The sequence below is a fragment of the Kitasatospora sp. cg17-2 genome, assembly GCF_054031055.1.
Genome location: NZ_CM132923.1, coordinates 2831437 through 2852499, shown reverse-complemented (window position 1 = coordinate 2852499; position 21063 = coordinate 2831437). Strand labels below are relative to the sequence as shown.

Sequence of the window (21063 nt, the reverse complement as noted above, 5' to 3'; positions counted from 1 at the left end):
GGCGATGCACCCGACCGGCGACGCACCCGGCGGCGCGGCGCCCGGGACGTCCGGGCCACCGCGCCGCCGACCACCGGCCGCCGTCAGCCCCGGCAGCCCTCCAGCAGCCGCAGCCAGACCTCGCTGATCGTCGGGTAGGCGGGCACCGCGTGCCACAGCCGGTCGATGGGCACCTCGCCGACCACGGCGATCGTCGCCGAGTGCAGCAGCTCGGAGACACCGGGGCCGACGAAGGTCGCGCCGACCAGCACCTCCCGGTCCAGGTCGAAGACGACCCGGGCCCGGCCGCGGTAGTCGTCGCCGTAGAGCGAGGCCCCGGCGACCGCGCCGAGGTCGTGGTCGATCGCCTTGACCCGGAGCCCGGCCCGTTCGGCGGCGTCGAGGGTCAGACCGACGGCGGCGACCTCCGGCTGTGTGAAGACCACCTGGGGCGCCCCGGCGCTGTCGGCGGACGCGGCGTGCGCGCCCCAGCGCTCGGTGTCCAGCGGGCGCGCCTGGGCGCGGGCGACGATCGCCGCGCCGGTGATCCGCGCCTGGTACTTGCCCTGGTGGGTGAGCAGCGCCCGGTGGTTGACGTCCCCGGCGGCGTACAGCCACGCGCCGTCGACACCGAGCACCGTGCAGCTGTCGTCCACGTCGAGCCAGTCGCCGGGGTGCAGACCGACCTGCTCCAGTCCGACGTCGGCCGTGCGCGGGGCCCGCCCGGTGGCGTACAGCACCTCGTCCACGGTCAGCCGCCCGCCGTCGCCCAGGGTGAGCGTGACCTCGGAACCGTCCTCGGCCCCGTCCGCTCCCTCCGCCCCGGCCACCGCCCGCCGCTCCAGCGCGGTCACCTCCGTCCCGAACCGGAGGTCCACCCCGAGGTCCCGCAGACCGTCCGCGACCAGCTCGCCGGCGAACGGCTCCGTCCGGGGCAGCAGCGCGGAGCCGCGGACCAGCAGCACCACCTCGGAGCCGAGCGCCCGCCAGGCGGTGGCGAGTTCCACGCCGACCACCCCGCCGCCCACCACGGCCAGCCGTCGGGGGACGGCGGGTGCGCCGGTCGCCTCGCGGTTGGTCCACGGCCGGGCGTCGGCCAGTCCGGTCACGTCGCGCGGCAGCACCGGGCGGCTCCCGGTGCAGATCACGACGGCGTGCCGGGCCACCAGCAGCCGCTCGCCGCCGTCCTCCGACTCGACCGTCACCTGCCGTTCGCCCGCCAGTCGGCCGTGGCCCCGGGCCAGTTCGATGCCGGTGTCGCGGAGCCACCGCACCTGGCCGTCGTCCTGCCAGTGCGAGGCGAACGAGTCGCGCCGGGCGAGCACCGCGGCCGCGTCCAGCGCCCCGCCGCCGACCGCCTCCCGGGAACCGGCCACCGCGCGGGCGTCGGCCAGCGCGGCCACCGGGCGCAGCAGCGCCTTGCTCGGCATGCAGGCCCAGTAGGAGCATTCGCCGCCGACCAGTTCGCTCTCCACGATCACCGTGCGCAGCCCGGCGGCGGCCGTCCGGTCGGCGACGTTCTCGCCGGTGGGGCCCGCGCCGATCACGATGACGTCGAACTCCTCGGGGGCGGGGGACTGGGGGGAGGTCATACGTGCTCCTCGCTGCTCTGGATCGGTGCTGTTGTTCGGGCGGACAACGCGGGCCCGCGGACGTGCCGGTGGCGCTCCGGTGCCGGTGCGCCCGGTGCTGCGGGGGTGCCGTCCCGCCGCCGCACCGTCGTGCCGTGCCCATCCTGCGCCGACCGGACCGCCCGGCGCAGCCGAACACGCGGGCGAGGCGCCGGTCCGAACAACCCCTTCACACCCCGGTGGCCGCCGCACCACGGAGGTGCGGTACGGCGGCCACCGGGAGCGGTCCGAACGGCACGACCTACCCGAGCGCCGCCAACTCCGCGAGCGCCGCCGCCGTTTCGGCCGGCCGGGAGAACATCGGCCAGTGCCCGGTCAGCACCTCGCGCAGCTCCCACTCCGCCCCGCCGAGCGCCGCGAAGAACGGGTGCCCGGCGGCGATCAGCTCCCGGAGCTGCGCCAGCGGGATCGAGCAGGAGACCAGGGCCTTCGGCAGTTCGTCCGCCCCGCCGGTCAGCCGCACCGGCTCGGAGAACGTCCCGGCCGGCTGGGCCGTGGCCCGCTCGCGGAACTGCGCCAGCCCGGCCTCGTCGATGCCCTCCACGGAGGTGCCGTCGGAGGTCAGCACCTCCCAGGACGGCAGCGGCAGCCACCGGCCGTCCACCACCGCGGCCTCCATCGCGGCGCGCTGGTCCGGCTCCCAGAGGTCCGCAAGCGCGACACCGTCGGCCAGCGGGCCGGAGTCGACGTAGACGACCCGCCGGATCCGGTCTGGCACCCGGTCGGCCGCGCCGGACACGGCGACGGTGCCGCCGCTGTGCGCCACCAGGACCACGTCCCGGAGGTCCTCGCGGACCAACAGTGCGGTGAGATCGGCGATCTGGGCCTCCGCTCCGGTCTCCGCCGTGGCCTCGCCGGCCCGCTCGGCGAGCCCCGGCAGGGTCACCGCGTGCACGGTGTGGCCGGCGGCGCGCAGGGGTTCGGCCACGGCCTCCCACGCCCAGCCGCCGAGCCAGAAACCGGGGACGAGTACGAAAGTGCTCATGGTGGGACGGTCCTCTCTGGAATGCCTGTGGTGGGCCCGGACCCGGTCCTGACCGTCACCCGGGCCGCCCGCCGTGACCCGACCCTAGAATGGCAACCGGACAGAACTCGACCGGATTTGCCGCCGGTTCGACCACCCGGCCGTCAGCCCCGCCCACCGCCCCTCCGGCCGATCCGGCCGATCCGGCCTCTCCGGCTGAACGGTTCGAACCGTACGGGCGCCCGGCCGACCGTCCGGGCCGCACGGGAGAACAGGAGCGGAGCACGGTGGAGCACCCGGTCAGCCGCATCCTCGCCCTCCTCGAACTGCTCCAGGCCCGCCCCGGCCTCACCGGCGCCGACCTCGCCGAGCGGCTGGACGTCGACGTCCGCACCGTGCGCCGCTACGCGGCCCGGCTCGCCGAACTCGGCATCCCGGTCCAGGCCGACCGGGGTCGCTACGGGGGCTATCGGCTGCTGCCCGGCTACCGGTTGCCGCCGCTGATGCTCACCGGGGACGAGGCCGCCTCGGTGGTGCTCGGGCTGCTGGCCGGACGCCGGTCCGGGCTGTCGGTGGGGGAGCAGGCCGGGGAGTCGGCCCTCGCCAAGATCCAGCGGGTGCTGCCGCCGGGGCTGCGCGACCAGGTCGCGGCCGTCGAACAGACCCTCGGACTGACCGCCGCGCCCGCCACCGGCCCCAGCCCGGCCGCCTCGGCGCTGTTCACGCTCGCCGAGGCGGCGCGCCGCAGCCACCGGGTCCGGCTCGACTACCGGGACCGCACCGGCACGCCCAGCGAGCGCGAGTTCGACCCGTACGGGCTGGTGTTCCACTCGGGCCGCTGGTACACCACGGGGCTGGACCACCGCAGCGGCGAGCAGCGGACCTTCCGGCTGGACCGGATCCGCTCCGTCCACCCGGGCGGGACCGGCTTCGAGCCGCCCGCGGACGCCGACCCGGTGCGGCGGGTCCTGGAATCCCTCGCCTCGGTGCCGTGGCAGCACGAGATCGAGGTCGTCCTGACCGCCGGCCTGGACGAGGCCCGCCACCGCATCCCGCCCACCGCCGGCACGGTCACCGCGACCGAGGACGGCCGGGTGCTGCTCCGCGCCCGGGCCGAGCGCCTCGACGGCATGGCGGTCATGCTCGCCGGCCTGGGTTGGCCCTTCACCGTCCGCCGCCCCGCCGCCCTGCGCGACGAGGTCCGCGCACTCGCCGCCCGCCTCGCCGGCTGGGCGGAGGACGGACCGGTCCCGGGCCCGGCCGACGGCTGAGCCGACACCGAGCCCTCCGAACGCGTGACGGTCCGCCGAAGAAAAGCGACGGCGGGCTCCGGGGCGGACGAACCGCCCCGGAGCCCGCCGTACGGGCGACCGGCCGTCAGGCCTTCGGCGCGCCGTTCTGCTCCGCCGCCACCTGCCGCTTGACCTCGTCCATGTCCAGCTTCCTGGCCTGACCGATCAGATCCTCGAAGACCGGCTCGGGCAGCGCCCCGGCCTGGGAGAAGACGAGCACGCCCTCCCGGATGATCGCCAGCGTCGGGATCGACTGGATCCCGAACGCCGCGGCGAGCTCCTGCTGGGCCTCGGTGTCGACCTTGGCGAACACGAGGTCCTGGTGACGCTCGGCGGCCTTCTCGAAGACCGGCGCGAACTGCCGGCACGGGCCGCACCAGGCCGCCCAGAAGTCGATCAGGACGAAATCCTTGCCGCCCTCACCGGGGACGATGTCGTCGAAGTTCTCCTTGGTCAGCTCGACCGTGCTGCTCATCTCGCGATTCCTGCCCTTCCGGTGGTGGCGATCCAGGCCATCTGCCCCCGACAACGGCCGCTGTCCGCGTGCTATTCCGCGGACCCTACCGCGCGGTTCGTCGAGCGGAAGTGGGCCCGCGTCCGTACCGGAGGGTGTCAGGCACCCACGTGCCCACCCACCGACCGGGGAGCGGTCACCATGCGCAACACCCGTCGTACCCGTACCGAAGGCCCGACCGGTTCCGTTCGCGGGCCCGGGCGCCTCGCCGTGCTCGCCGCCGCCGGGCTGGCCGCCGCCGCCCTCGTCGCGGGCTGCGGCTCCTCCGCCTCCTCCGGCGGTTCGCCGCCCGCCAACCCGCCCGCGTCCTCCTCCGCCCCCGCCGTACCGGGCACGGCCGCCGCCACCCTGCGGACCACCGACGACGCCCGGCTCGGCACCGTCGTCACCGACAGTGCGGGCTTCACCCTCTACCGCTTCGACAAGGACAGCGCCACCCCGCCCACCGCCACCTGCACCGGCGACTGCGCCACCCTCTGGCCCCCGGCCGCGGCCCCGGCCGACGGCACGACGGCCACCGTCAACGGCCTCGACGCGAAACTCGTCGGCACCGTCACCCGGGCCGACGGCAGCAAGCAGCTCACCCTCGCCGGCTGGCCGCTCTACCGCTACGCCCCCGACCACAACCCGGGCGACACCAAGGGCCAGGGCGTCCAGGGCGTCTGGTTCGCGGTGACCCCCACCGGCGACCGGGCCGCCGCCACCTCGGGCGGCTCCGGTTACTGAGCCCGACGGGCCGCCGCCCACACTCGACCCGGAGGCACGGGTGCGCAAGGATGTGATGGTGACCGAGGAGCCTCCCGGTGGCGGCCGCCCGGCCGCGCGGAGCGCGTCGGCACCGGACGAGGAGCTGATGCGCGCCCTCTACCGCGAGCACGCCGGGCCGCTGCTGGGCTTCGTGCTCCACCTCGTCGCCGGGGACCGCCAACGCGCCGAGGACGTCGTGCAGGAGACCCTGCTGCGGGCCTGGCGCAACCTCCACCGGCTCGACCCGGCGACCGCGTCGCTGCGTCCCTGGCTCGCCACCGTCGCGCGGCGGATCGTCATCGACGGACACCGTGCCGCGCTCGCCCGACCGCGCGAAGTGGACGCGGCGCCACTGGAGTTGCTGCCAGCGGCGGACGAACTCGACCGCGCCCTGAGGATGATGACGGTCGCCGACGCCCTCGGCGACCTGTCGCCCGCGCACCGGGAGGTCGTCGTGGAGACGTACTTCAAGGGTCTGACCGCCACCGAGGCGGCCGCCGAACTCGGCATCCCGGCGGGCACCGTGCGCTCGCGGCTGTACTACGCGCTGCGCGCGCTCAGGCTCGCGCTGGAGGAACGGGGCGTGACACCGTGACACCGCACGAGCCCGGCCCCGAGCCGTCCGTGCACCTCGACGTCGCCGGCTACGTCCTCGGCGTACTGGACCCGGCCGAACGCGCCGCCTTCGACGCCCATCTGGCCACCGGCTGCCCGCAGTGCGCCCGGCAACTGGCCGAACTGACCCCCGTCGGAACCCTGTTGGCCGAGTACGCGGCCGACGGCGATCCGGCCGACCCCCTGCCGAGGCCGGACCCGGCGCTGCTGGACCGGCTGGTGGCGGAGGTAGGGGCGGTCCGCCGCCGGGGCCGGGTCCGGCGGCTGGCACTGGTCGTCGCGGCCACCGCCGTGGCACTGGCCGGACCCGCGGTGACCGCCGCCGTCATCACCGCCGACTCCCCGCCCGCGGTGGTCGCCACGGCCGCCGCCCACCGCTTCACCGCGACGGACCCCACGACCGGGGCCAACGCCGTCGTGGGCGTCGACCCCGCGCCCTGGGGCAGCCGGATCACCCTCGAACTCTCCGGCGTGCCCGGCCCGCTCACCTGCGACCTGGTCGCCGTCTCCGGCGCGGGCGACCGACAGACGGTGACCACCTGGAGCGTCCCCGCCACCGGCTACACCACCGCCGCCCTCCACACCACCGGCGGCACCGCCCTCCCACCCACCACCATCGACCACTTCGAAATCCGCACCCTCGACACCGACACCCTCCTCCTCACCATCCCCACCCACACCCCCTGAGCCGCACCGCCACAGGAAGTCGCTCCCGCCGACTTCCTCTGCCACCCGACCCTCACCCCCTCACCAACGGCTCAGGCCTGCCGTCCACGAGAGGTCGATGCGGCCGATTCCCATGAGCCTGCAGTGCTTCCGTGGTTGTCACGAGGGTGCTGGAGCGGGAAGTCCGCCCGGCTGACTTCCTACTCCGGGCGGGGTGTTCGTGTTGTCGATGGAGCCGACTTCCACTTCTACTTCTGGCCGACGGTGCGCGGTGCTGCCGCCCGGCCTGGCGCAATCCAAAGCGGCAACCGGTCTGGCGCGAGAAGTCGACCCTGCCGACTTCCTGCACCACTCGCTCGGTGCCACGGCCCGTTCGCCGAAGGGGGCGGATGCCGTCGACTTCCCGCATTCCCATATCCGGCGCTCCCGCCACCCGCCGCAGGAAGTCGATGTCGCCGACTTCCTGCGCCATCGCTGGGCTTCGCCGCCTGCCAGGGGAGGTCGGGTGGCGCTGACTTCCCGCACTCATTCCCGGCGCTCCCGCCACCCGCTGCGGGAAGTCGATCTCGCCGACTTCCCATTTCTTCCTCCCGCCGCTGGTGCGTGATGGCGCCACCCCGCTTGTGTGACCCGAGGTGGCAGCCGGTGTGGCGCAGGAAGTCGTTCCCGCCGACTTCCTGCGCCGCCACCCCCACCTCTTCGTCCGTCGCCACGGGAGGTCGATGCGGCCGACCTCCCGTGCCCCTACTCGGAGCTGCCGCCGCTTGCCGTGGGAAGTCGATGGGGCTGACTTCCCACTTCTGCCTCCCGCCGCTGGCGCGTGATGGCGCCGCCCCGCTTGTGTGAGCCGAGGTGGTGGCTGGTGTGGCGCGGGAAGTCGATGTCGCCGACTTCCTGCGCCACCCCCGCTCCTTCGTCCGTTGCCACGGGAGGTCGATGGGGCCGATTTTCTGCTCCCGCTCGTCCGTCGGCTGCGCGGGGCGCTGCCGCCCTGCTTGGCGTGAGCCGGTGTAGCGGCCGGTGTGGCGTGGGAAGTCGACATCGCTGACTTCCCACTTCCAGTCTCGTTTCCCACTGCCGTGCTCGGGGTGAGCCGAGGTGATGGTCGGCGCGGAACGGGAAGTCGACATCGCCGACTTCCCGTGCGCCTGCGGTGCTGGCGGTGTTGTCCTCGGGGTGCGGGGGTGGGAAGTCGATGGGGTCGACTTCCCACCCCCGCCTCCCGCCGCTGGCGCGTGATGGCGCCGCCCCGCTTGTGTGACCCGAGGTGGTGGCCGGAGTGGCGCGGGAAGTCGATGTCGCTGACTTCCCGCGCCACCACCCCCACTCCTTTGTCGGTCGCCACGGGAGGTCGATGTCGCCGACTTCCTGCGCCACCCCCGCTCCTTCGTCCGTTGCCACGGGAAGTCGATGGGGCTGACTTCTCACTTCTGCCTCCCGCCGCTGGCGCGTGATGGCGCCACCCCGCTTGTGTGACCCGAGGCGGTGGCCGGAGTGGCGTGGGAAGTCGTTCCTGCCGACTTCCCGCGCGATGAGGCGCGTTTGTATTGATGCGGTTGGGGGTGGTGGCGTAGGAAGTCGATGGCGCCGACTTCCCACTCCGCGGCCTACCGGGGTGCCCGGGTGGCGAGGTGGGTGAGGGCGCGGGCGCAGCGGTGGGCGAAGAGGCGTTGGGCGAGGGGGAGGAGGGGGCCGGCGAGGCGGGCGTACCAGCGTTGTGGGCGGCTGAAGGCGTTCACGGTGAACCAGACCGCCCCGTCCGGCGCGAGTTCCACCACGAAGGTCTCCTCGCCCACCGCGAGGTGCCCCCGGCGGGTGCCGTAGGTGAAGCCGTAGCGGTCGCGCTCGCTGTCGGCGGTGCTCCAGACCACCCGGCACGGGGCGCCGGCCCGCAGTGGGCCGAGGCCGATGCCGCAGTGGACCGCGACGCCGGGTGCGGCCCGGTCGGCGTCGGTGGTGATCCGGACACCGGCCGCCCGGTGCATCCGCCAGTCCAGTACGGCGGTCCCGGCGGCGTCGAGGGCGGCGCGGCCGTGGCCGAGCAGGGCGCGGTGGCGGAGGTGGTTGTAGCCGGCCGGCAGTGGGGCGTCGAGGCGGGTGCTGGCGCCGACCTCGGGGTAGTTGAGGTCGTCCAGCGGTGCGGCGGCGGCGTTCATCGGAGGGTCTCCTGCGGGCTCGGCGGGATCGGCGGGATCGGCGGGATCGGGGCGACGGCGAGGCGGCGCCAGGCGAGCAGCGCGCAGAGCGCGAAGCCGAGCGCGTTGCCGACGCCGTGGGTGGCGGCCATCCAGCCGAGGGTGGGGTGGGGGAGGCCGGAGGCTTCGCCGAGGGCCCACCACAGGGCGAGCAGCATGGTGACGGCGAGGACGGCCGACGAGACGCCGAGCAGCACGGGCGTGCCGGTGGACCGGGGCGCGCCGCCGCGGCCCTCGGCCCGGGGGCGCAGGTCGCGCCAGGTGAGCAGGCCGACCAGCCACATGCCGGCGGTGAGGACGGCGGCGCCGACGAGTTCGGCCCAGTCCCCGACGAAGTAGCCGCCGAGTACCAGCAGGGTCCCGGTCGGGACGCTGAGCGCGGCCCACCGGGCGGCGGGGTGGTCGGGGACGGCGCGGCAGACGAGTCCGGCGACGAGGGCGGCGGTGAACCCGGCGTAGTGGAAGTGCGGGACGGTCAGGGCGAGGATGTCGAGGTCGAAGCCGAACAGCCGGTACCCGGCGCGTTCCGCGACCAGGGCGAGTCCGGCGACCGAGGGCATGGCAAGTGCGGTGAGGACGGCGATCTCGGCCGGGACGAGCGAGCGGGTGCGGGCCAGCCGGAGCGGGGCGTGGGCGGCGACGGCGAGGGTGCCGAGGGCGTAGCAGGCGGCGGTGCCGGTCGCGAGCGGGCCCCGTGGCAGCCACAGCGACAGCGCGCCGGGGACGGCGGCGAGCGGCCAGAGGCGGCGCAGCCGGGCGAGGCCGGGTTCGTCGACGAGGGCGAGGCCGAGCGGGACCACCGCGCCCATGCCGAGCAGGACCAGCAGGTCGACCAGTTCGGTGGTGCCTCTGCCCATGGCCGCCCCGACCTCCTTGAACGCGTTCAAACTACCCGTGCGCGCCGACTCTACGCGCGGCATTGAACGCGTTCAAGTTCCGGTCCCGGGGCAGCGGGGGCCGCCTGCCCTGGTGTTCGCGAGGGGCGCGGCGCACCCTGGAGGAGTAGGAGGGGTGACCGGACGAGGAGCGACCGCCGGAGGTGATCCGCCATGCAGACTCTTGTCGGTTGGCACATCGAGATGGAGTTCCGCGAAGAGGGGGCGCGGACGGCCGCCGCCGCCCTGCTGAGGCTGGGCGACGGATCGGAGCTGCGCGCGCACGGCTTCACCAGCCGCCACCCGTCGGACCCGGAACAGCTCAAGGTCGGCGAGGAGATCGCCGCCGCACGGGCGCTCAACGACCTCGCCTCGCAGTTGCTCACCAAGGCCCACGGTGAGATCCAGCAGGTCAGCCCGATCCCGACCCACCCGCTGTCGTGACGCCGTCGGAGCGGGCCGCGGGCCCGGCCTCCCACCGCTCGCGCATCCCGCTGATCTGCCCGAGGTGCGGGAAGGAGCAGCGGGTGGTGCCGGGCGGGGCGGGCCGCGCGGTCAAGGTGGTGCACGCCGGGACCGGCCAGGAGGCCTGCGAGCCGGGAGACCTCGCCCGCGCCCCGGAGAACGGCACGTCCTGAGCGGCCCCGATCCGTCCTGAGCGGGTCCGAGCCGTCCTGAGCCGGCCTGCGCCGCCCAGGCCGCGCCGATCCGGCCCGCGCCCCGCGAGAGGTCAGTTCGGGCAGTACGTGGTCGGCACCTGCCACTCGGGCCCGATCAGCCGCCGCTCCAGCTCGTTGAGCGTGATCCGGATCCCGATCGTCCCGGCCAGCCCCAGCCGCATCCGGCTGCGGGCCAGGACCACGAAGGCCGACAGGCCGTACTTGTTGATCAGCGACGCGCGGTAGCGGGCGGTGGCGTCCTCGTCGCAGACCGCGGCGCGGGCCGGGAGCTGCGCCCCGGTCGGGCGGCCGTGCGAGTCGCAGGGGCCGACCAGCACCTTGGGGTGGCGGCGGATCCGTTCGGCCTCGCCGGAGTGCGCGGGGGTCCAGATGCCGAGCGCGGTGCCGTCGGCGACGACCCAGCTCTGCGAGTGGACCTGGCGGCCGTCCTCGCCGTAGGAGGTGAGCAGGAGGTATCTGCTGTCGGCGAGCTGGTCGGTAGGGTCGTGCACGGTGTCCTCCCTCTCCGGTCCGGCGGGCGGTCGCGCCGGCGCGGCCTCGGAGGTCGAGGCGACCGGTGCTCCCGTGGCGCTCCACAGGGGCGTGCTGCTCGCAGGCGGTGCGGTGTTCCGCGGTGGGCCCGACGGTCCGGGTGTCCGCGCCGTACGACCCACGGGACAGCCTGGCACGGGTCCGGTCAAGGAACCCGGCCGGGTGGGCCACTCCATTGTCGTCCGATGCGGCCGCCGTTTCGAGGTCTCGGGGGCGCTCGAAAGCGCTGAACCGGTGCGGTCCCGCGGGCGCGGGCGGGGGGCGTGCGCTGCCGTGGACCTGAACCGGTGCCGCCCGGCGGCGACGGAGAATCCCACCCGGACGGCGTAGCCACGGACGCAGCCACAGACGCAGACCCAGGACGCAGACCCGGGCACCGACGCAGACGCAGGACGCACGCGCCGCCCCGGACACCCGGAAAACGGCGAACGGCCCGCCCGGCGTCCTGAAGACACCGGACGGGCCGCTTCGCACCGTCGCGCTACCCCGCGAGGGTCAGTGCACCAGCACCGGCACCTCGTTGGCGTCCGCCGCACCCGCGCCCGAGCCCTCACCGGCACCGCCGGTGCCGGGGCGACCGGCGTTGATCAGGACGAAGGCCAGCACGGCCGCCAGGGCCAGGATCCCGAAGGACCACCAGATCGCGGTCGAGAAGCCGTGCACCATGCCCCCGAACTGCACCGCCTTCGCGGCGGCCGGGTTGGTGGCCTCGCCGGCGTGGGCCGCCAGCCAGGTGGTGGTGGCGCTGGCCGCGATGGTGTTCAGCAGCGCGGTGCCGATGGCGCCGCCGACCTGCTGCGAGGTGTTGACCATGGCGGAGGCCACGCCCGCGTCGCGCGGCTGGACGCCGTGCGTGGCGAGGCTCATCGCCGGCATGAACGCGGTGCCCATGCCGAGGCCCATCAGGACCAGACCGGGCAGGATCAGCGCCGGGTAGGAGGTGTCCAGGTCGATCTGGGTCAGGATCAGCATGCCGACCGAGGCCAGCAGGAAGCCGGGTGCCATCAGGTACCGCGCCGGGACGCGGGTCATCAGGCGGGCGCCGATCTGGGTGGAGCCGGTGATCATGCCCGCCACCATCGGCAGGAAGGCCACGCCGGTCAGGACCGGGCTGTAGTCGAGCACGATCTGCAGGTAGTAGGTCAGGAAGAGGAAGAGACCGAACATGCCGATCACGGCCAGGCCCAGCGACAGGTAGACCCCGCCGCGGTTGCGGTCCAGCACGACGCGCAGCGGCAGCAGCGGCGCCTTGACCTTGCTCTCGACCAGGACGAACGTGGCCAGCAGCAGGGCGGCGGCGACGAACAGGCCGATCGTCATGCCGGAGCTCCAGCCGTCCGACTCGGCCCGGGTGAAGCCGTAGACCAGCGCGACCAGACCGGTGGTGACCAGCAGCACGCCGGGCACGTCGAGCTTGTTGCGGTTGCGGCCCTCGGCGGGCTCGCGGATCACCATGACGGCGCCGACGGCGGCGACCACGGCGAACGGGATGTTGACGAAGAAGGTCCAGCGCCAGTTCATGTACTCGGTGAGCAGGCCGCCGAGGATCAGACCGATCGCACCGCCACCACCGGCGATGGCGCCGTAGATGCCGAACGCCTTGGCGCGCTCCTTGGCCTCGGTGAACATGACCGCCAGCAGCGAGAGCGCGGCCGGGGCGAGCAGGGCGCCGAAGACACCCTGGAGGGCGCGGGCGCCGAGCAGCATCGCGGTGTTGGCGGCGGCGCCGCCGAGCGCGGAGGCCAGCGCGAAGCCGGTCAGACCGACGATGAAGGTGCGCTTGCGCCCCCACAGGTCGGCCACCCGGCCGCCGAACAGCAGCAGTCCGCCGAAGGCCAGCGCGTACGCGGTGATCACCCACTGGCGGTTGCCGTCGGTGATGCCGAGGTCCTTCTGGGCGGACGGCAGCGCGATGTTCACGATGGTGGCGTCCAGGACGACCATCAGCTGCGCGAGGCCGATGAATATCAGGGCCTTCCAGCGCCTGGGATCAGGCTGCAGGGAGGGCAGGGCGTCGGTTTTCGACATGGAGGTACTCACTTCACGGTGCGAGGTGTGCGGAACACGTGCGGGGCAGTGCAAGGGGCAAAGGGTTAAGGGGAGGAGAACAGCGGCGGACGCGTCGGATCAGTGGTCGCCGTGGAAGTCCTCGAAGGTCGCGGCCCGGCCGGGCAGGGTCGAACGGGCGGGCGCCCGCATGCCGTCCAGGAACAGTTGCAGGTGCCGGTGGACGAATCCCTCCAGGATGTGGCACGAGGTGCCCGGCAGCGGGCGGGTCAGCTGGCTGAGCGCGATGAACAGGTCACCGTGGGCGACGTCCGGACGGATCTCGCCCGCCGCCTTCGCCCGGTCCAGCAGATCGCCGACGACCGCCAGCAGGCGCTCGCGGGCCTCCGCGAGGTCCGGATCGTTCAGGTCGACCCGGTTGGTGAGCATCGGGCAGAGCGCGCCGACCTTCTCGTCGACCGTCTCGTGGGCGAACCGCTCCAGGGCGTCGAACGGGCCGGCGGCCTCGGTGGCGGCCCGCTCGGCGATCGCCACGATGCGGTTCTTGACGAGCAGTGCCACCTCGCGGATCAGTGCCGCCCTGGTGGGGAAGTTCCGGTAGAGCGTAGCGTTTCCGACGCCTGCCCGCTTCGCAATTTCGTCCAGCGGCGCCTCGGCGCCGTGCTCGACGAACGCGTCCCGGGCCGCCAGGACGATCCGCTCACGGTTGCGGCTGGCGTCCGCACGCAGTCGGGGCGTGCGGGCCGGTTCCGTGGTCGGGCGGACGGCGGCGGTGCTCACGGCTTTGCTCCTCCCGAAGCATACAAGTTCCGGGGAGAAACTCCCCGCTTAGTCCTACGAAGGGCTAAACGGGGAATCGCTCCCCGGAAATTTCACGCTTCGGTGTGACCTGCGTCACATCACGGTCCGGGCTTCGGTCGTCCCGTCACCGTCACCGTCACTGCCGGCCGCGCGCCCGCACGGCTGTCGAGGGGCGGCCCGCCGGTCGAAGGCTCACCCCACCGCGACCCGCGTCCCGGCGCCCGGCCCGCTCCGGGTGGGCCGGTGCAGCGGGATCTCGAAGTGGACGGTGGCCACGCCGGGGCCGTGCTCGCCGCTCGGGCGGGCGTCGTGGACCTCCTCGGCGAGGCTGCGCCAGAACGGCTCGGCGCCGGGGATCGCCGTGTTGGTGTGCAGGTAGAGCCTCCGGTAGCCGCCCTCCGCGGCGGCGAACGCGCGGGCGCGCTCGACGAGTTCGCGGGCCAGGCCGTGCCGCCGGTGCTCCGCCCGGACGTACACCCGGACCAGCTGGGCGGTGGTCCCCGAGGGGTAGCGCTCGGCGACCTCGCGCGGGTGCGGCGGGTGGACCGGCCCGGTGGAGTGCAGTGCGGTGGTGGCGACCACCTCCTCGGCGTGGACGGCGACCAGCAGGGCGTGCCGGGGGTGGTCCAGGTAGTGGCCCTGGAGGTCGACCACGTCGGCGTGCCACTCGGGCACGTAGCCGTAGCCGAACTCCCGGTAGAAGGTGTCGAGGATCAAGCGGCGCGCCCCGGGAACGTCCTGCGGCAGGGCATGGCGGATCACATAAGAAAATTGACGCTGCATCAGAAACTCCGACCGAAGGTGGGGCGGGAGGGTGATGGTCAGCGTACATGAAAACCACTTTCATCTGACGCGTCGGAGGAAGAGCGGTCCGGCGTGTTGAAAATGAAAACGAATCCCGTTACCGTCCTGCCTGTCCACCGATCGTCGTGTCCGTCGAAGGGGAGAACCGTGGCGCATCTGCTGGTGATCGAGAGCTGGGTCGGCTCCATGAGCAGGCTGCTGCCGAGGGCCCTGGGGGAGGGCGGCCACCGCTTCACCTTCCTCACCCGCGACCTGCACCACTACCTGCGCGCCGCCCCCGTCGACGGCCCGCACCCGCTGCTCGCGGCGGAGAACATCCTCACCGTCGACACCAACGACGCGGCCGTGCTGCTCCCGTACGCCGAGCGGCTGCACGGACTGCTCGGCTTCGACGGGGTGCTCTCCTCCTGCGACTACTACCTCCCCCAGGTCGCCCGGGTGGCCCACCGGCTCGTCCTGCCCGGGGCCGCCCCCGAGGCGGTCGAGGCCGCCTGCCGCAAGGACCTCACCCGCCGGAAGCTCGCCGAGGCCGGCGTCCCCGGGCCCGCGTTCGCGCTCTGCGCCGACCGCGAGCAGGCCCGGGCCGCGGCCCGGGCGATCGGTTACCCGCTGGTGGTCAAGCCGGTCGACCTGTGCGCCGGGATGTTCGTCCGGGAGGTCGTCGACGAGACCGAGCTCCTGGTCGCGATCCGGGCCCTGGACGCGTTCCCGGTGAACGCGCGCGGCCAGCGCCGGGAGCCGGCCGTACTGCTGGAGGAGCTGCTCACCGGGCCCGAGGTCAGTGTCGAGACGGTCTCGGCGGGCGGTACCGCGCACGTCGTCGGGATCACCGACAAGAGCGTCGCCGGGGCGCCCGCGTTCGTCGAGACCGGGCACATGTTCCCGGCCGCCCTGGAGCCGGCCGAGGCCAGGGCCGCCGCCGACACGGCCCTCGCCGCACTGGCGGCGCTCGGGCTGGACCAGGTCGTCGCGCACACCGAGATCAAGCTGACCCCGACCGGGCCCCGCGTGGTCGAGGTCAATCCGCGACCGGCCGGGAACCGGATCACCGAACTGGTCCGGCGGGTCACCGGGGTCGACCTGGCGGCCGCCGCCGTCGACGTGGCCCTCGGCCGCCGGCCCGACCTGGCGGTCCACCCGACCGGGGTCAGCAGCGCGGCGATCGCCTTCCTCGTCCCCGAGGGCGGGCAGGCCGGACTGCTGGACGGCTTCGACGGCGAGGACGCGGTGCGGCGCGACCCGGCGCTGGTCGAGCTCGCGCTCGCCGGGGCCGGCCGCGAGGTCCGGCCGGCGACCAGCAACAACGAGTATCTCGGGCACGTCATGACCGCCGACAGCGTCGGGGCCGGTGCGCGCGGCGCGGCCGAGCGGCTGCTGGCCGGGCTCACGCCGCGGCTCACGGCCGCCGTCGGGGCCGAACCGGCGGAGGTGCCCGCATGAGCGCCGCCCCCGCCCCCGCCCCTGCCGCCCCCGCCGCCACCGCTGCAACCACCGCCGCCACCGCGGGCGTCGGTGTCCCCCCAAGCGCCGGTACCCCCGCGCTCGACCTGATCACCGGGCGGGCCCGTACGGGGGCGTACGGGCCCGACCCGGCCTCCCTGCGGATCGCGCTCGCCTTCACCACCGCCCAGGCGGTCCGGCACGCCGGCCGGGCCCGCGGCTACCGCAACGAGGTGCTCAGCCTGCGGCTCGGCGCCGCGGTCGGCTCCTGCGCCGTCGAGCCGGGCGAACTCCCCGCCGACACCCTCACCGACTGCGTCGGCGCCACCGTCGACGAACTGCTCGACCACCCCCGCGCCGCCGTCCGGGTCGCCGCGCTGGACGCCTACCTCGGCCACTGCCGCCCGCACGGACCGGCCGAGGGCGCCCGCCCGCACCCGCTGCCCGCGGGCTCCTCGCTGGCGAAGTCCCGCGCCCGCGCCGCCGCCGTGGTGGGGCTGCTGCCGCTCGCCGACGTCCGCCGTGCACTGGTCGTCGGAGTCGTCAACTCGCTCCTGGAGCAGCTCCGTTCGCGCGGAACGGAGTACGTTCCCTGTGACCTCAAGGGCGGCGTCACCGAGTGGGACGAACCGGTGCGCACCGACGCCCTCGCCCACCTCGACAGCTGCGACGCCGTCCTCGCCTCCGGCATGACCCTGGGCAACGGCTCGCTCGATCCACTGCTCGCGCACGCCCGCGCCACCGGCAAACCGCTGGTGCTGTTCGCCCAGACCGGCAGCTCGGTGCTGCCCCGACTGCTGGGGGACGGCGTCACCGCCGTCAGCGCCGAGCCCTACCCCTTCTTCTGGCTCGACGGCGGCCCCACCGTGCTCCATCTCTACGGCGGCCCGGCGGGCCGAGGGGGTGCGGCGCGGTGACGGCCCTGCTCGACCCGGGCGCGGCGCTGGGCAATCCGGACCTGCTCCCGCTGCTCGGCGGCACCCCGCTGACCCGCATCACCACTCCGCTGCCGCACCCGCACCCCGGCTTCTGGGCCAAGCTGGAGGGGCTGGGCGCGGGCGGCATGAAGGCCCGCTCGGCCGTCGCCATGCTGCGCGGCGCCCAGGCGCGCGGTGAACTCCGCCCCGGCGCCACGGTGGTGGAGTCCACCTCGGGCACCATGGGGGTCGGCCTGGCCTTCGCCGGGCAGGCCCTCGGACACCCGGTCGTGCTGGTCGGCGACAGCGAACTCGAACCGTCCATGCGGCAGTTGCTGCACGCCTACGGCGCCCGGCTGGAGCTGGTCGAGCGGCCGGCCCGGCACGGCGGCTGGCAGGCGGCCCGGCTCGCCCGGCTGCGCGCCGTGCTCGACCTGCTGCCCGACGCCTACTGGCCCGACCAGTACAACAACCCCGACAACGCGGCCGGTTACCGGGCGATGGCCCAGGAGATCACCGCCGAGCTCGACCACCTCGACGTGCTGGTGTGCAGTGTCGGCACCGGCGGGCACAGCGCGGGGCTGGCCGAGGCCCTGCGCCGCCGCTGGCCCCGGCTGCGGATCATCGGCGTCGACTCGGTCGGCTCCACCATCTTCGGCCAGCCCGCCCGGCCCCGGCTGATGCGCGGCCTGGGCAGCTCGATCCACCCGCGCAACGTCGCCCACCAGGCCTTCGACGAGGTGCACTGGGTCGGCCCGGCGGAGGCGGTGGACGCCTGCCGGCGGCTGGCCCGGGGGGCCTTCGTCAGCGGCGGCTGGTCCACCGGCGCGGTCGCCCTGGTCTCGGCCTGGGCCGCCCGGGTCCATCCGGGCGCCGCCGTGGCCACCGTCTTCCCCGACGGCCCGCACCGCTACCTCGGCACGGTGTACGACGACGCGTTCTGCCGGCGGCACGGTCTGGACGCCGAGCGGGCCGCGCCGCGCCCGATCGAGATCCCGCACCCGGCGGCCGTGGAGGTCAGCGGCTGGGCCCGCTGCAGCACCGGCCGGACGGCGCCCGCCCCCGCCCCTGCCTCCGCCACCACCCCCGCCTCCGGCCTCGCCCCCGCCCCCGCTCCCGCCGTCGTCACCGTCCCGGCCGCCGCCGGACCCGCCCGCACCGAGGAGGACCGATGAGGCTCGACATCCGCACCGGACGGCTCCGCCTGGCCACACCGCTGCGCATCTCCCGCTCGGTGACCACCGAGCGGGACGCCGTCCGGCTCGCCCTCGGCCACGGCGGGCTGACCGGCCACGGCGAGGTGGTCAGCAGTCTCCACCTGGGCCTGCCCACCCACCGGATCCACCATGAACTCGCCCTGCTGCGGCCCGTGCTGGAGCGCCATCAGGACCCCGAGCAGGCCCTCGTCGAGCTGTCCTCGGGCGCGGCCCCGTTCGCGGCGCTGCCGGCCGGCGTGCTGGCGGCCGTCGAGGCCGCCCTGCTGGACCTGGTCGGCAAGCGGGCCGGTGAACCCGTCCACCGCCTCCTCGGCCGGGCCGACCCGGTCGCCGCCGTCACCGCCCGCACCATCGGCATCGAGCCGCCCGCCCGTGCCGCGGTCCAGGCCGCCAGGCTCGCCGACGCGGGCTTCACCGTGCTCAAGATCAAGGCCGGCAGCCCCGACCCCGCCCTCGACCTGTTCCGGGTCCGGGCCGTGCACGAGGCCGCGCCCGGGGCCCGGCTGCTGCTCGATCCCAACGGCGCCTGGACCCCGGCCGAGGCCCTCCGGCTGCTGCCCGCCTTCGCCGCCATCGGGGTCGAGGCCGTCGAGCAGCCGATCGCCCCGGGTGACCCCGACGCGCTGGCCGCCGTCGCCGAGCACTCGCCGGTCCCGGTGATCGCCGACGAGGACGCCGTCGACTACGAGGACGCGTGCCGGCTCGCCGGTCGGGTCCAGGGCGTCAACCTCAAGCTCGCCAAGTGCGGCGGCGTCCACCAGGTGCTGCGCATCGCCGAGGCCCTGCGCGGCAGCGGCACCGAGCTGATGCTCGGCTGCCTGGTGGCGAGTTCGCTGGGCATCGCGCCCGCCGTCCACCTCGCCGACCGGGCCCGCTGGCTCGACCTCGACGGCCATCTGCTGCTCGCCCACGACCCCTGGCAGGGCATCGGCGGCGCCGACGGCACCGTCCGCACCCCGGACCGGGCCGGTCTCGGCGTGCTGCCCGTTCCCGGCGCCCCCGCTCCCGACGTACCGGCACCCGGGCCCGGGGTCGCAGCATCCGGCGCCCCCGTGCCCGAAGGCCGCGCCGGGTCGTTCGCCGAGGCCCGACCGGCGGCCGGCCGGTGAGAATACTGCGCGCCGTACGGACCTTCCCGTTGCCCGTACGGCTGCTGCTGGTCAACCAGCTCGGCGTCAACACCGGCTTCTACCTGCTGATCCCGTACCTGGCCGGGCACCTCGGGCACGACCTGGGCCTGTCCGCGCTCGCCGTCGGCACCGTGCTCGGGCTGCGCAACCTCAGCCAGCAGGGACTGTTCATCCTCGGCGGCTCGGCCGCCGACCGCCTCGGCGCGCGCCGCGTCATCATCGCCGGGTGCGCGCTGCGCAGCGTCGGCTTCGGCCTGTTCGCGCTCGGCGACACCCTCGGCGTGCTGCTCGCCGCCTCGGCCCTCAGCGGGCTGGCCGGCGCGCTGTTCAACCCGGCCGTGCGCAGCTACGTCGCCCGCGAGGCGGCGGACCGCAGGGCCGAGGCGTTCGCGCTGTTCTCGGTGTTCGCCACCACCGGTGCGCTGGCCGGCCCGCTGATCGGCACCGTCCTGCTGCTGGTGGACTTCCGGGCCGCCGCCCTCACCGCGGCCGGCGTCTTCGCCGTCCTCACCGTCGCCCAGGCCCTCGCCCTGCCGGAGCGCGCCGCCGAACCCGCCCCGCGCGGGGTGTTCGCCGACTGGCGCGAAGTGGCCTCGGACCGGCGGTTCCTGGCCTTCTCCCTGGGCATGGTCGGCCTGTTCGGCATGGAGAGCCAGCTCTACCTGCTGCTGCCCGACGCGGCCCGCCGCGCCACCGGCTGGGAGGGCGCCGTCAGCCTGGTCTTCCTGACCGCCACCCTCGCCAACCTGACCCTGCAACTGCGCATCACCACCCGCTTGCAGCGGCACGGTCCGCCCTCCCGCTGGATCCCGCTCGGCCTCGCCGTCGCCGCCACCGGCTTCCTGCTGCCGCTCGCCGCACCCGGCCTGCCCGGCGTCCTCGGCGGTGTCCTGCTGCTCCAGCTCGGGCTGATGACCGCGCAGCCCTTCGTCCTCGCCCTGATCCCGGCCTTCGGGCGCGACGGCCTGACCGGCACCTACTACGGCCTGTACTACGTGGTCTCCGGCTTCGCCGCCGCGCTCGGCAACACCCTGGTCGGCCGGGCCATGGACAGCGCCGCCACCGCGCCCTGGCTGCTCTGCGCCGGCCTCGGCCTCGCCTCCGCCACCGCGCTCGCCCGGCTGCACCGCACCGGGCGACTCCCCGTCCCCGCCCGCCCCCTCCCCAGCGAGGCCCGATGAACCGCCGCCCGACCCCGCCGCCGCCCGCCGAGACCCACCGGAACCTGCTCACCGACCGCCCGGAACTCTACGAACTCCGCTTCCCCGACCCGGAGTCCACCGCCGCCCGGTGGGCCGAGGCGATGCTGCGCGCCCACGGCGCCGGGCCCGAGGTGCTCGACCTCGGCTGCGGCACCGGGCGGGACGCGGGGTGGCTGCACCGCGTCGCCGGGCGCACCGTCACCGGCCTGGACAGCTCCCCGGAGATGATCGCCCACGCCCGCTCCCGCCACCCCGGACCGGCCTACCACGTCGGCGACATGCGGGAGTTCACGTTGCCCGGGCGGTTCGACGCGGTGCTCTGCCTGGACAGCGCGCTGCTCCACTGCCACACCAACGAGGACCTCGACGCCTTCTTCGGCCGGATCCGCCGGCATCTGCGCCCCGGCGGACTGCTGGTCGCCGAGATGCGCAACGGCGCCTTCTTCCTCGGGCGCACCGAACTCCTCGACGCGCCGAGGCTGGACAGCATCACCCACGAGGGCGTCACCCTCACCTCGCGCACCGTGCTGTGGATCGACCACGCCGCCCAACTCCTGCGCCGTACCCGCAGCTGGGCCGGGGACGACGGCGCGCCGCCGGTCGAGCAGCACTCCGCCTGGCGGCTGCTCTTCCCGCAGGAGCTGCGCCACCTGCTCGCCCACCACGGCTTCGGCGTCCTCGCCCTGCACGACCGGCCCGGCCCGCGCACCGAACCCCCGTGGACGGACGGCGCCCCAGGCAGTGCAGGCACCCCCGACGCCCCCGGGACCGCCGACACCCCCGAGACCGCCGACGGCGACCGGCTGCACCTGGTCGCCCGGCTCGAACCCCCCGCCCGAAAGGGAAGGTGACCCCG

The 21063-nt window shown here is 74.8% G+C and carries 22 protein-coding genes; 13 read left to right on the top strand and 9 right to left on the bottom strand.

What is annotated here, in order from left to right; genetic code table 11:
- Nucleotides 1–83 precede the first annotated feature (83 nt).
- Both ACW14Y_RS11445 and ACW14Y_RS11440 read right to left on the bottom strand, forming a co-directional pair.
- Nucleotides 84–1571, bottom strand: coding sequence for a dihydrolipoyl dehydrogenase family protein (locus tag ACW14Y_RS11445; protein ID WP_380303524.1), 1488 nt, complete (start codon nucleotides 1569–1571; stop codon nucleotides 84–86).
- Between the two features lie 280 nt (nucleotides 1572–1851).
- Nucleotides 1852–2595, bottom strand: coding sequence for an alpha/beta fold hydrolase (locus ACW14Y_RS11440; RefSeq protein ID WP_456986657.1), 744 nt, complete (start codon nucleotides 2593–2595; stop codon nucleotides 1852–1854).
- Between the two features lie 266 nt (nucleotides 2596–2861).
- On the opposite strand from ACW14Y_RS11440, the gene ACW14Y_RS11435 reads away from it, so the two are divergent.
- Nucleotides 2862–3845, top strand: coding sequence for a helix-turn-helix transcriptional regulator (locus ACW14Y_RS11435; RefSeq protein ID WP_380386254.1), 984 nt, complete (start codon nucleotides 2862–2864; stop codon nucleotides 3843–3845).
- 106 nt (nucleotides 3846–3951) lie between these two features.
- On the opposite strand, the gene trxA is transcribed toward ACW14Y_RS11435, so the two are convergent.
- Entirely contained in the window at nucleotides 3952–4341 is a 390-nt protein-coding gene (trxA, locus tag ACW14Y_RS11430; protein WP_380303894.1) for a thioredoxin, read from the bottom strand.
- A 180-nt stretch (nucleotides 4342–4521) separates the two neighbouring features.
- Between trxA and ACW14Y_RS11425 the strand changes: the two genes are divergently transcribed.
- The 4 genes from ACW14Y_RS11425 (at nucleotide 4522) to ACW14Y_RS11410 (ending at nucleotide 7015) form a co-directional block, all read left to right on the top strand.
- Entirely contained in the window at nucleotides 4522–5106 is a 585-nt protein-coding gene (locus ACW14Y_RS11425; protein ID WP_456986656.1) for a hypothetical protein, read from the top strand.
- 55 nt (nucleotides 5107–5161) lie between these two features.
- Nucleotides 5162–5722, top strand: a complete 561-nt coding sequence (locus ACW14Y_RS11420; protein ID WP_045942181.1) for a sigma-70 family RNA polymerase sigma factor — start codon at nucleotides 5162–5164, stop codon at nucleotides 5720–5722.
- Nucleotides 5719–6429 (top strand): anti-sigma factor family protein, encoded by a 711-nt coding sequence (locus tag ACW14Y_RS11415; RefSeq protein ID WP_380390049.1) that lies wholly within the window; start codon nucleotides 5719–5721, stop codon nucleotides 6427–6429. The genes ACW14Y_RS11420 and ACW14Y_RS11415 overlap by 4 nt, the downstream gene beginning before the upstream one ends.
- A gap of 193 nt (nucleotides 6430–6622) precedes the next feature.
- On the top strand, nucleotides 6623–7015 hold the full coding sequence (locus tag ACW14Y_RS11410; protein ID WP_456986655.1) for a hypothetical protein: 393 nt from the start codon (nucleotides 6623–6625) through the stop codon (nucleotides 7013–7015).
- 1000 nt (nucleotides 7016–8015) lie between these two features.
- Here ACW14Y_RS11410 and ACW14Y_RS11405 read toward each other — a convergent pair.
- Together ACW14Y_RS11405 and ACW14Y_RS11400 are read right to left on the bottom strand one after the other, a co-directional pair.
- Complete coding sequence (locus ACW14Y_RS11405; protein ID WP_456986654.1) at nucleotides 8016–8564, bottom strand: DUF1990 family protein; 549 nt, start codon at nucleotides 8562–8564, stop codon at nucleotides 8016–8018.
- Nucleotides 8561–9460, bottom strand: coding sequence for a YndJ family protein (locus ACW14Y_RS11400; RefSeq protein WP_456986653.1), 900 nt, complete (start codon nucleotides 9458–9460; stop codon nucleotides 8561–8563). The genes ACW14Y_RS11405 and ACW14Y_RS11400 overlap by 4 nt, the downstream gene beginning before the upstream one ends.
- Before the next feature lie 192 nt (nucleotides 9461–9652).
- Here ACW14Y_RS11400 and ACW14Y_RS11395 point away from each other — a divergent pair, with 192 nt between their 5' ends.
- Together ACW14Y_RS11395 and ACW14Y_RS11390 are read left to right on the top strand one after the other, a co-directional pair.
- Complete coding sequence (locus ACW14Y_RS11395) at nucleotides 9653–9922, top strand: DUF1876 domain-containing protein (protein ID WP_380303906.1); 270 nt, start codon at nucleotides 9653–9655, stop codon at nucleotides 9920–9922.
- Nucleotides 9919–10116 (top strand): hypothetical protein, encoded by a 198-nt coding sequence (locus tag ACW14Y_RS11390; RefSeq protein ID WP_380303908.1) that lies wholly within the window; start codon nucleotides 9919–9921, stop codon nucleotides 10114–10116. The genes ACW14Y_RS11395 and ACW14Y_RS11390 overlap by 4 nt, the downstream gene beginning before the upstream one ends.
- A 92-nt stretch (nucleotides 10117–10208) precedes the next feature.
- Here the strand turns inward: ACW14Y_RS11390 and ACW14Y_RS11385 are convergent, their stop codons facing one another.
- From ACW14Y_RS11385 to ACW14Y_RS11370, 4 genes are all read right to left on the bottom strand, one after another.
- Nucleotides 10209–10649 (bottom strand): PPOX class F420-dependent oxidoreductase, encoded by a 441-nt coding sequence (locus ACW14Y_RS11385; protein WP_456986652.1) that lies wholly within the window; start codon nucleotides 10647–10649, stop codon nucleotides 10209–10211.
- 535 nt (nucleotides 10650–11184) lie between these two features.
- Nucleotides 11185–12717: an MFS transporter gene (locus ACW14Y_RS11380; RefSeq protein WP_380303912.1), complete on the bottom strand. Its 1533-nt coding sequence runs from the start codon at nucleotides 12715–12717 to the stop codon at nucleotides 11185–11187.
- A gap of 99 nt (nucleotides 12718–12816) precedes the next feature.
- Nucleotides 12817–13476, bottom strand: a complete 660-nt coding sequence (locus ACW14Y_RS11375) for a TetR/AcrR family transcriptional regulator (RefSeq protein WP_380303914.1) — start codon at nucleotides 13474–13476, stop codon at nucleotides 12817–12819.
- Nucleotides 13477–13689: 213 nt separating this feature from the next.
- The gene (locus tag ACW14Y_RS11370) at nucleotides 13690–14280 is read right to left on the bottom strand and encodes a GNAT family N-acetyltransferase (protein ID WP_456986651.1); all 591 of its coding nucleotides are present in this window, start codon (nucleotides 14278–14280) and stop codon (nucleotides 13690–13692) included.
- A 168-nt stretch (nucleotides 14281–14448) separates the two neighbouring features.
- On the opposite strand from ACW14Y_RS11370, the gene ACW14Y_RS11365 reads away from it, so the two are divergent.
- The 6 genes from ACW14Y_RS11365 to ACW14Y_RS11340 are packed head-to-tail and all read left to right on the top strand — an operon-like array spanning nucleotide 14449 to nucleotide 21058.
- Nucleotides 14449–15741, top strand: coding sequence for an ATP-grasp domain-containing protein (locus tag ACW14Y_RS11365; protein ID WP_456986650.1), 1293 nt, complete (start codon nucleotides 14449–14451; stop codon nucleotides 15739–15741).
- Nucleotides 15738–16658 (top strand): Rossmann-like domain-containing protein, encoded by a 921-nt coding sequence (locus tag ACW14Y_RS11360; protein ID WP_380303920.1) that lies wholly within the window; start codon nucleotides 15738–15740, stop codon nucleotides 16656–16658. Before ACW14Y_RS11365 ends, ACW14Y_RS11360 begins: the two co-directional genes overlap by 4 nt.
- Nucleotides 16655–17833 carry a PLP-dependent cysteine synthase family protein gene (locus ACW14Y_RS11355; RefSeq protein ID WP_456986649.1) on the top strand — a complete coding sequence of 393 codons (1179 nt, stop codon included), beginning with the start codon at nucleotides 16655–16657 and terminating at the stop codon, nucleotides 17831–17833. Before ACW14Y_RS11360 ends, ACW14Y_RS11355 begins: the two co-directional genes overlap by 4 nt.
- On the top strand, nucleotides 17830–18984 hold the full coding sequence (locus ACW14Y_RS11350; RefSeq protein ID WP_456986648.1) for a dipeptide epimerase: 1155 nt from the start codon (nucleotides 17830–17832) through the stop codon (nucleotides 18982–18984). Before ACW14Y_RS11355 ends, ACW14Y_RS11350 begins: the two co-directional genes overlap by 4 nt.
- On the top strand, nucleotides 18981–20186 hold the full coding sequence (locus tag ACW14Y_RS11345) for an MFS transporter (RefSeq protein ID WP_380442707.1): 1206 nt from the start codon (nucleotides 18981–18983) through the stop codon (nucleotides 20184–20186). Before ACW14Y_RS11350 ends, ACW14Y_RS11345 begins: the two co-directional genes overlap by 4 nt.
- On the top strand, nucleotides 20183–21058 hold the full coding sequence (locus ACW14Y_RS11340; RefSeq protein ID WP_380442709.1) for a class I SAM-dependent methyltransferase: 876 nt from the start codon (nucleotides 20183–20185) through the stop codon (nucleotides 21056–21058). Before ACW14Y_RS11345 ends, ACW14Y_RS11340 begins: the two co-directional genes overlap by 4 nt.
- Nucleotides 21059–21063 lie beyond the last annotated feature (5 nt).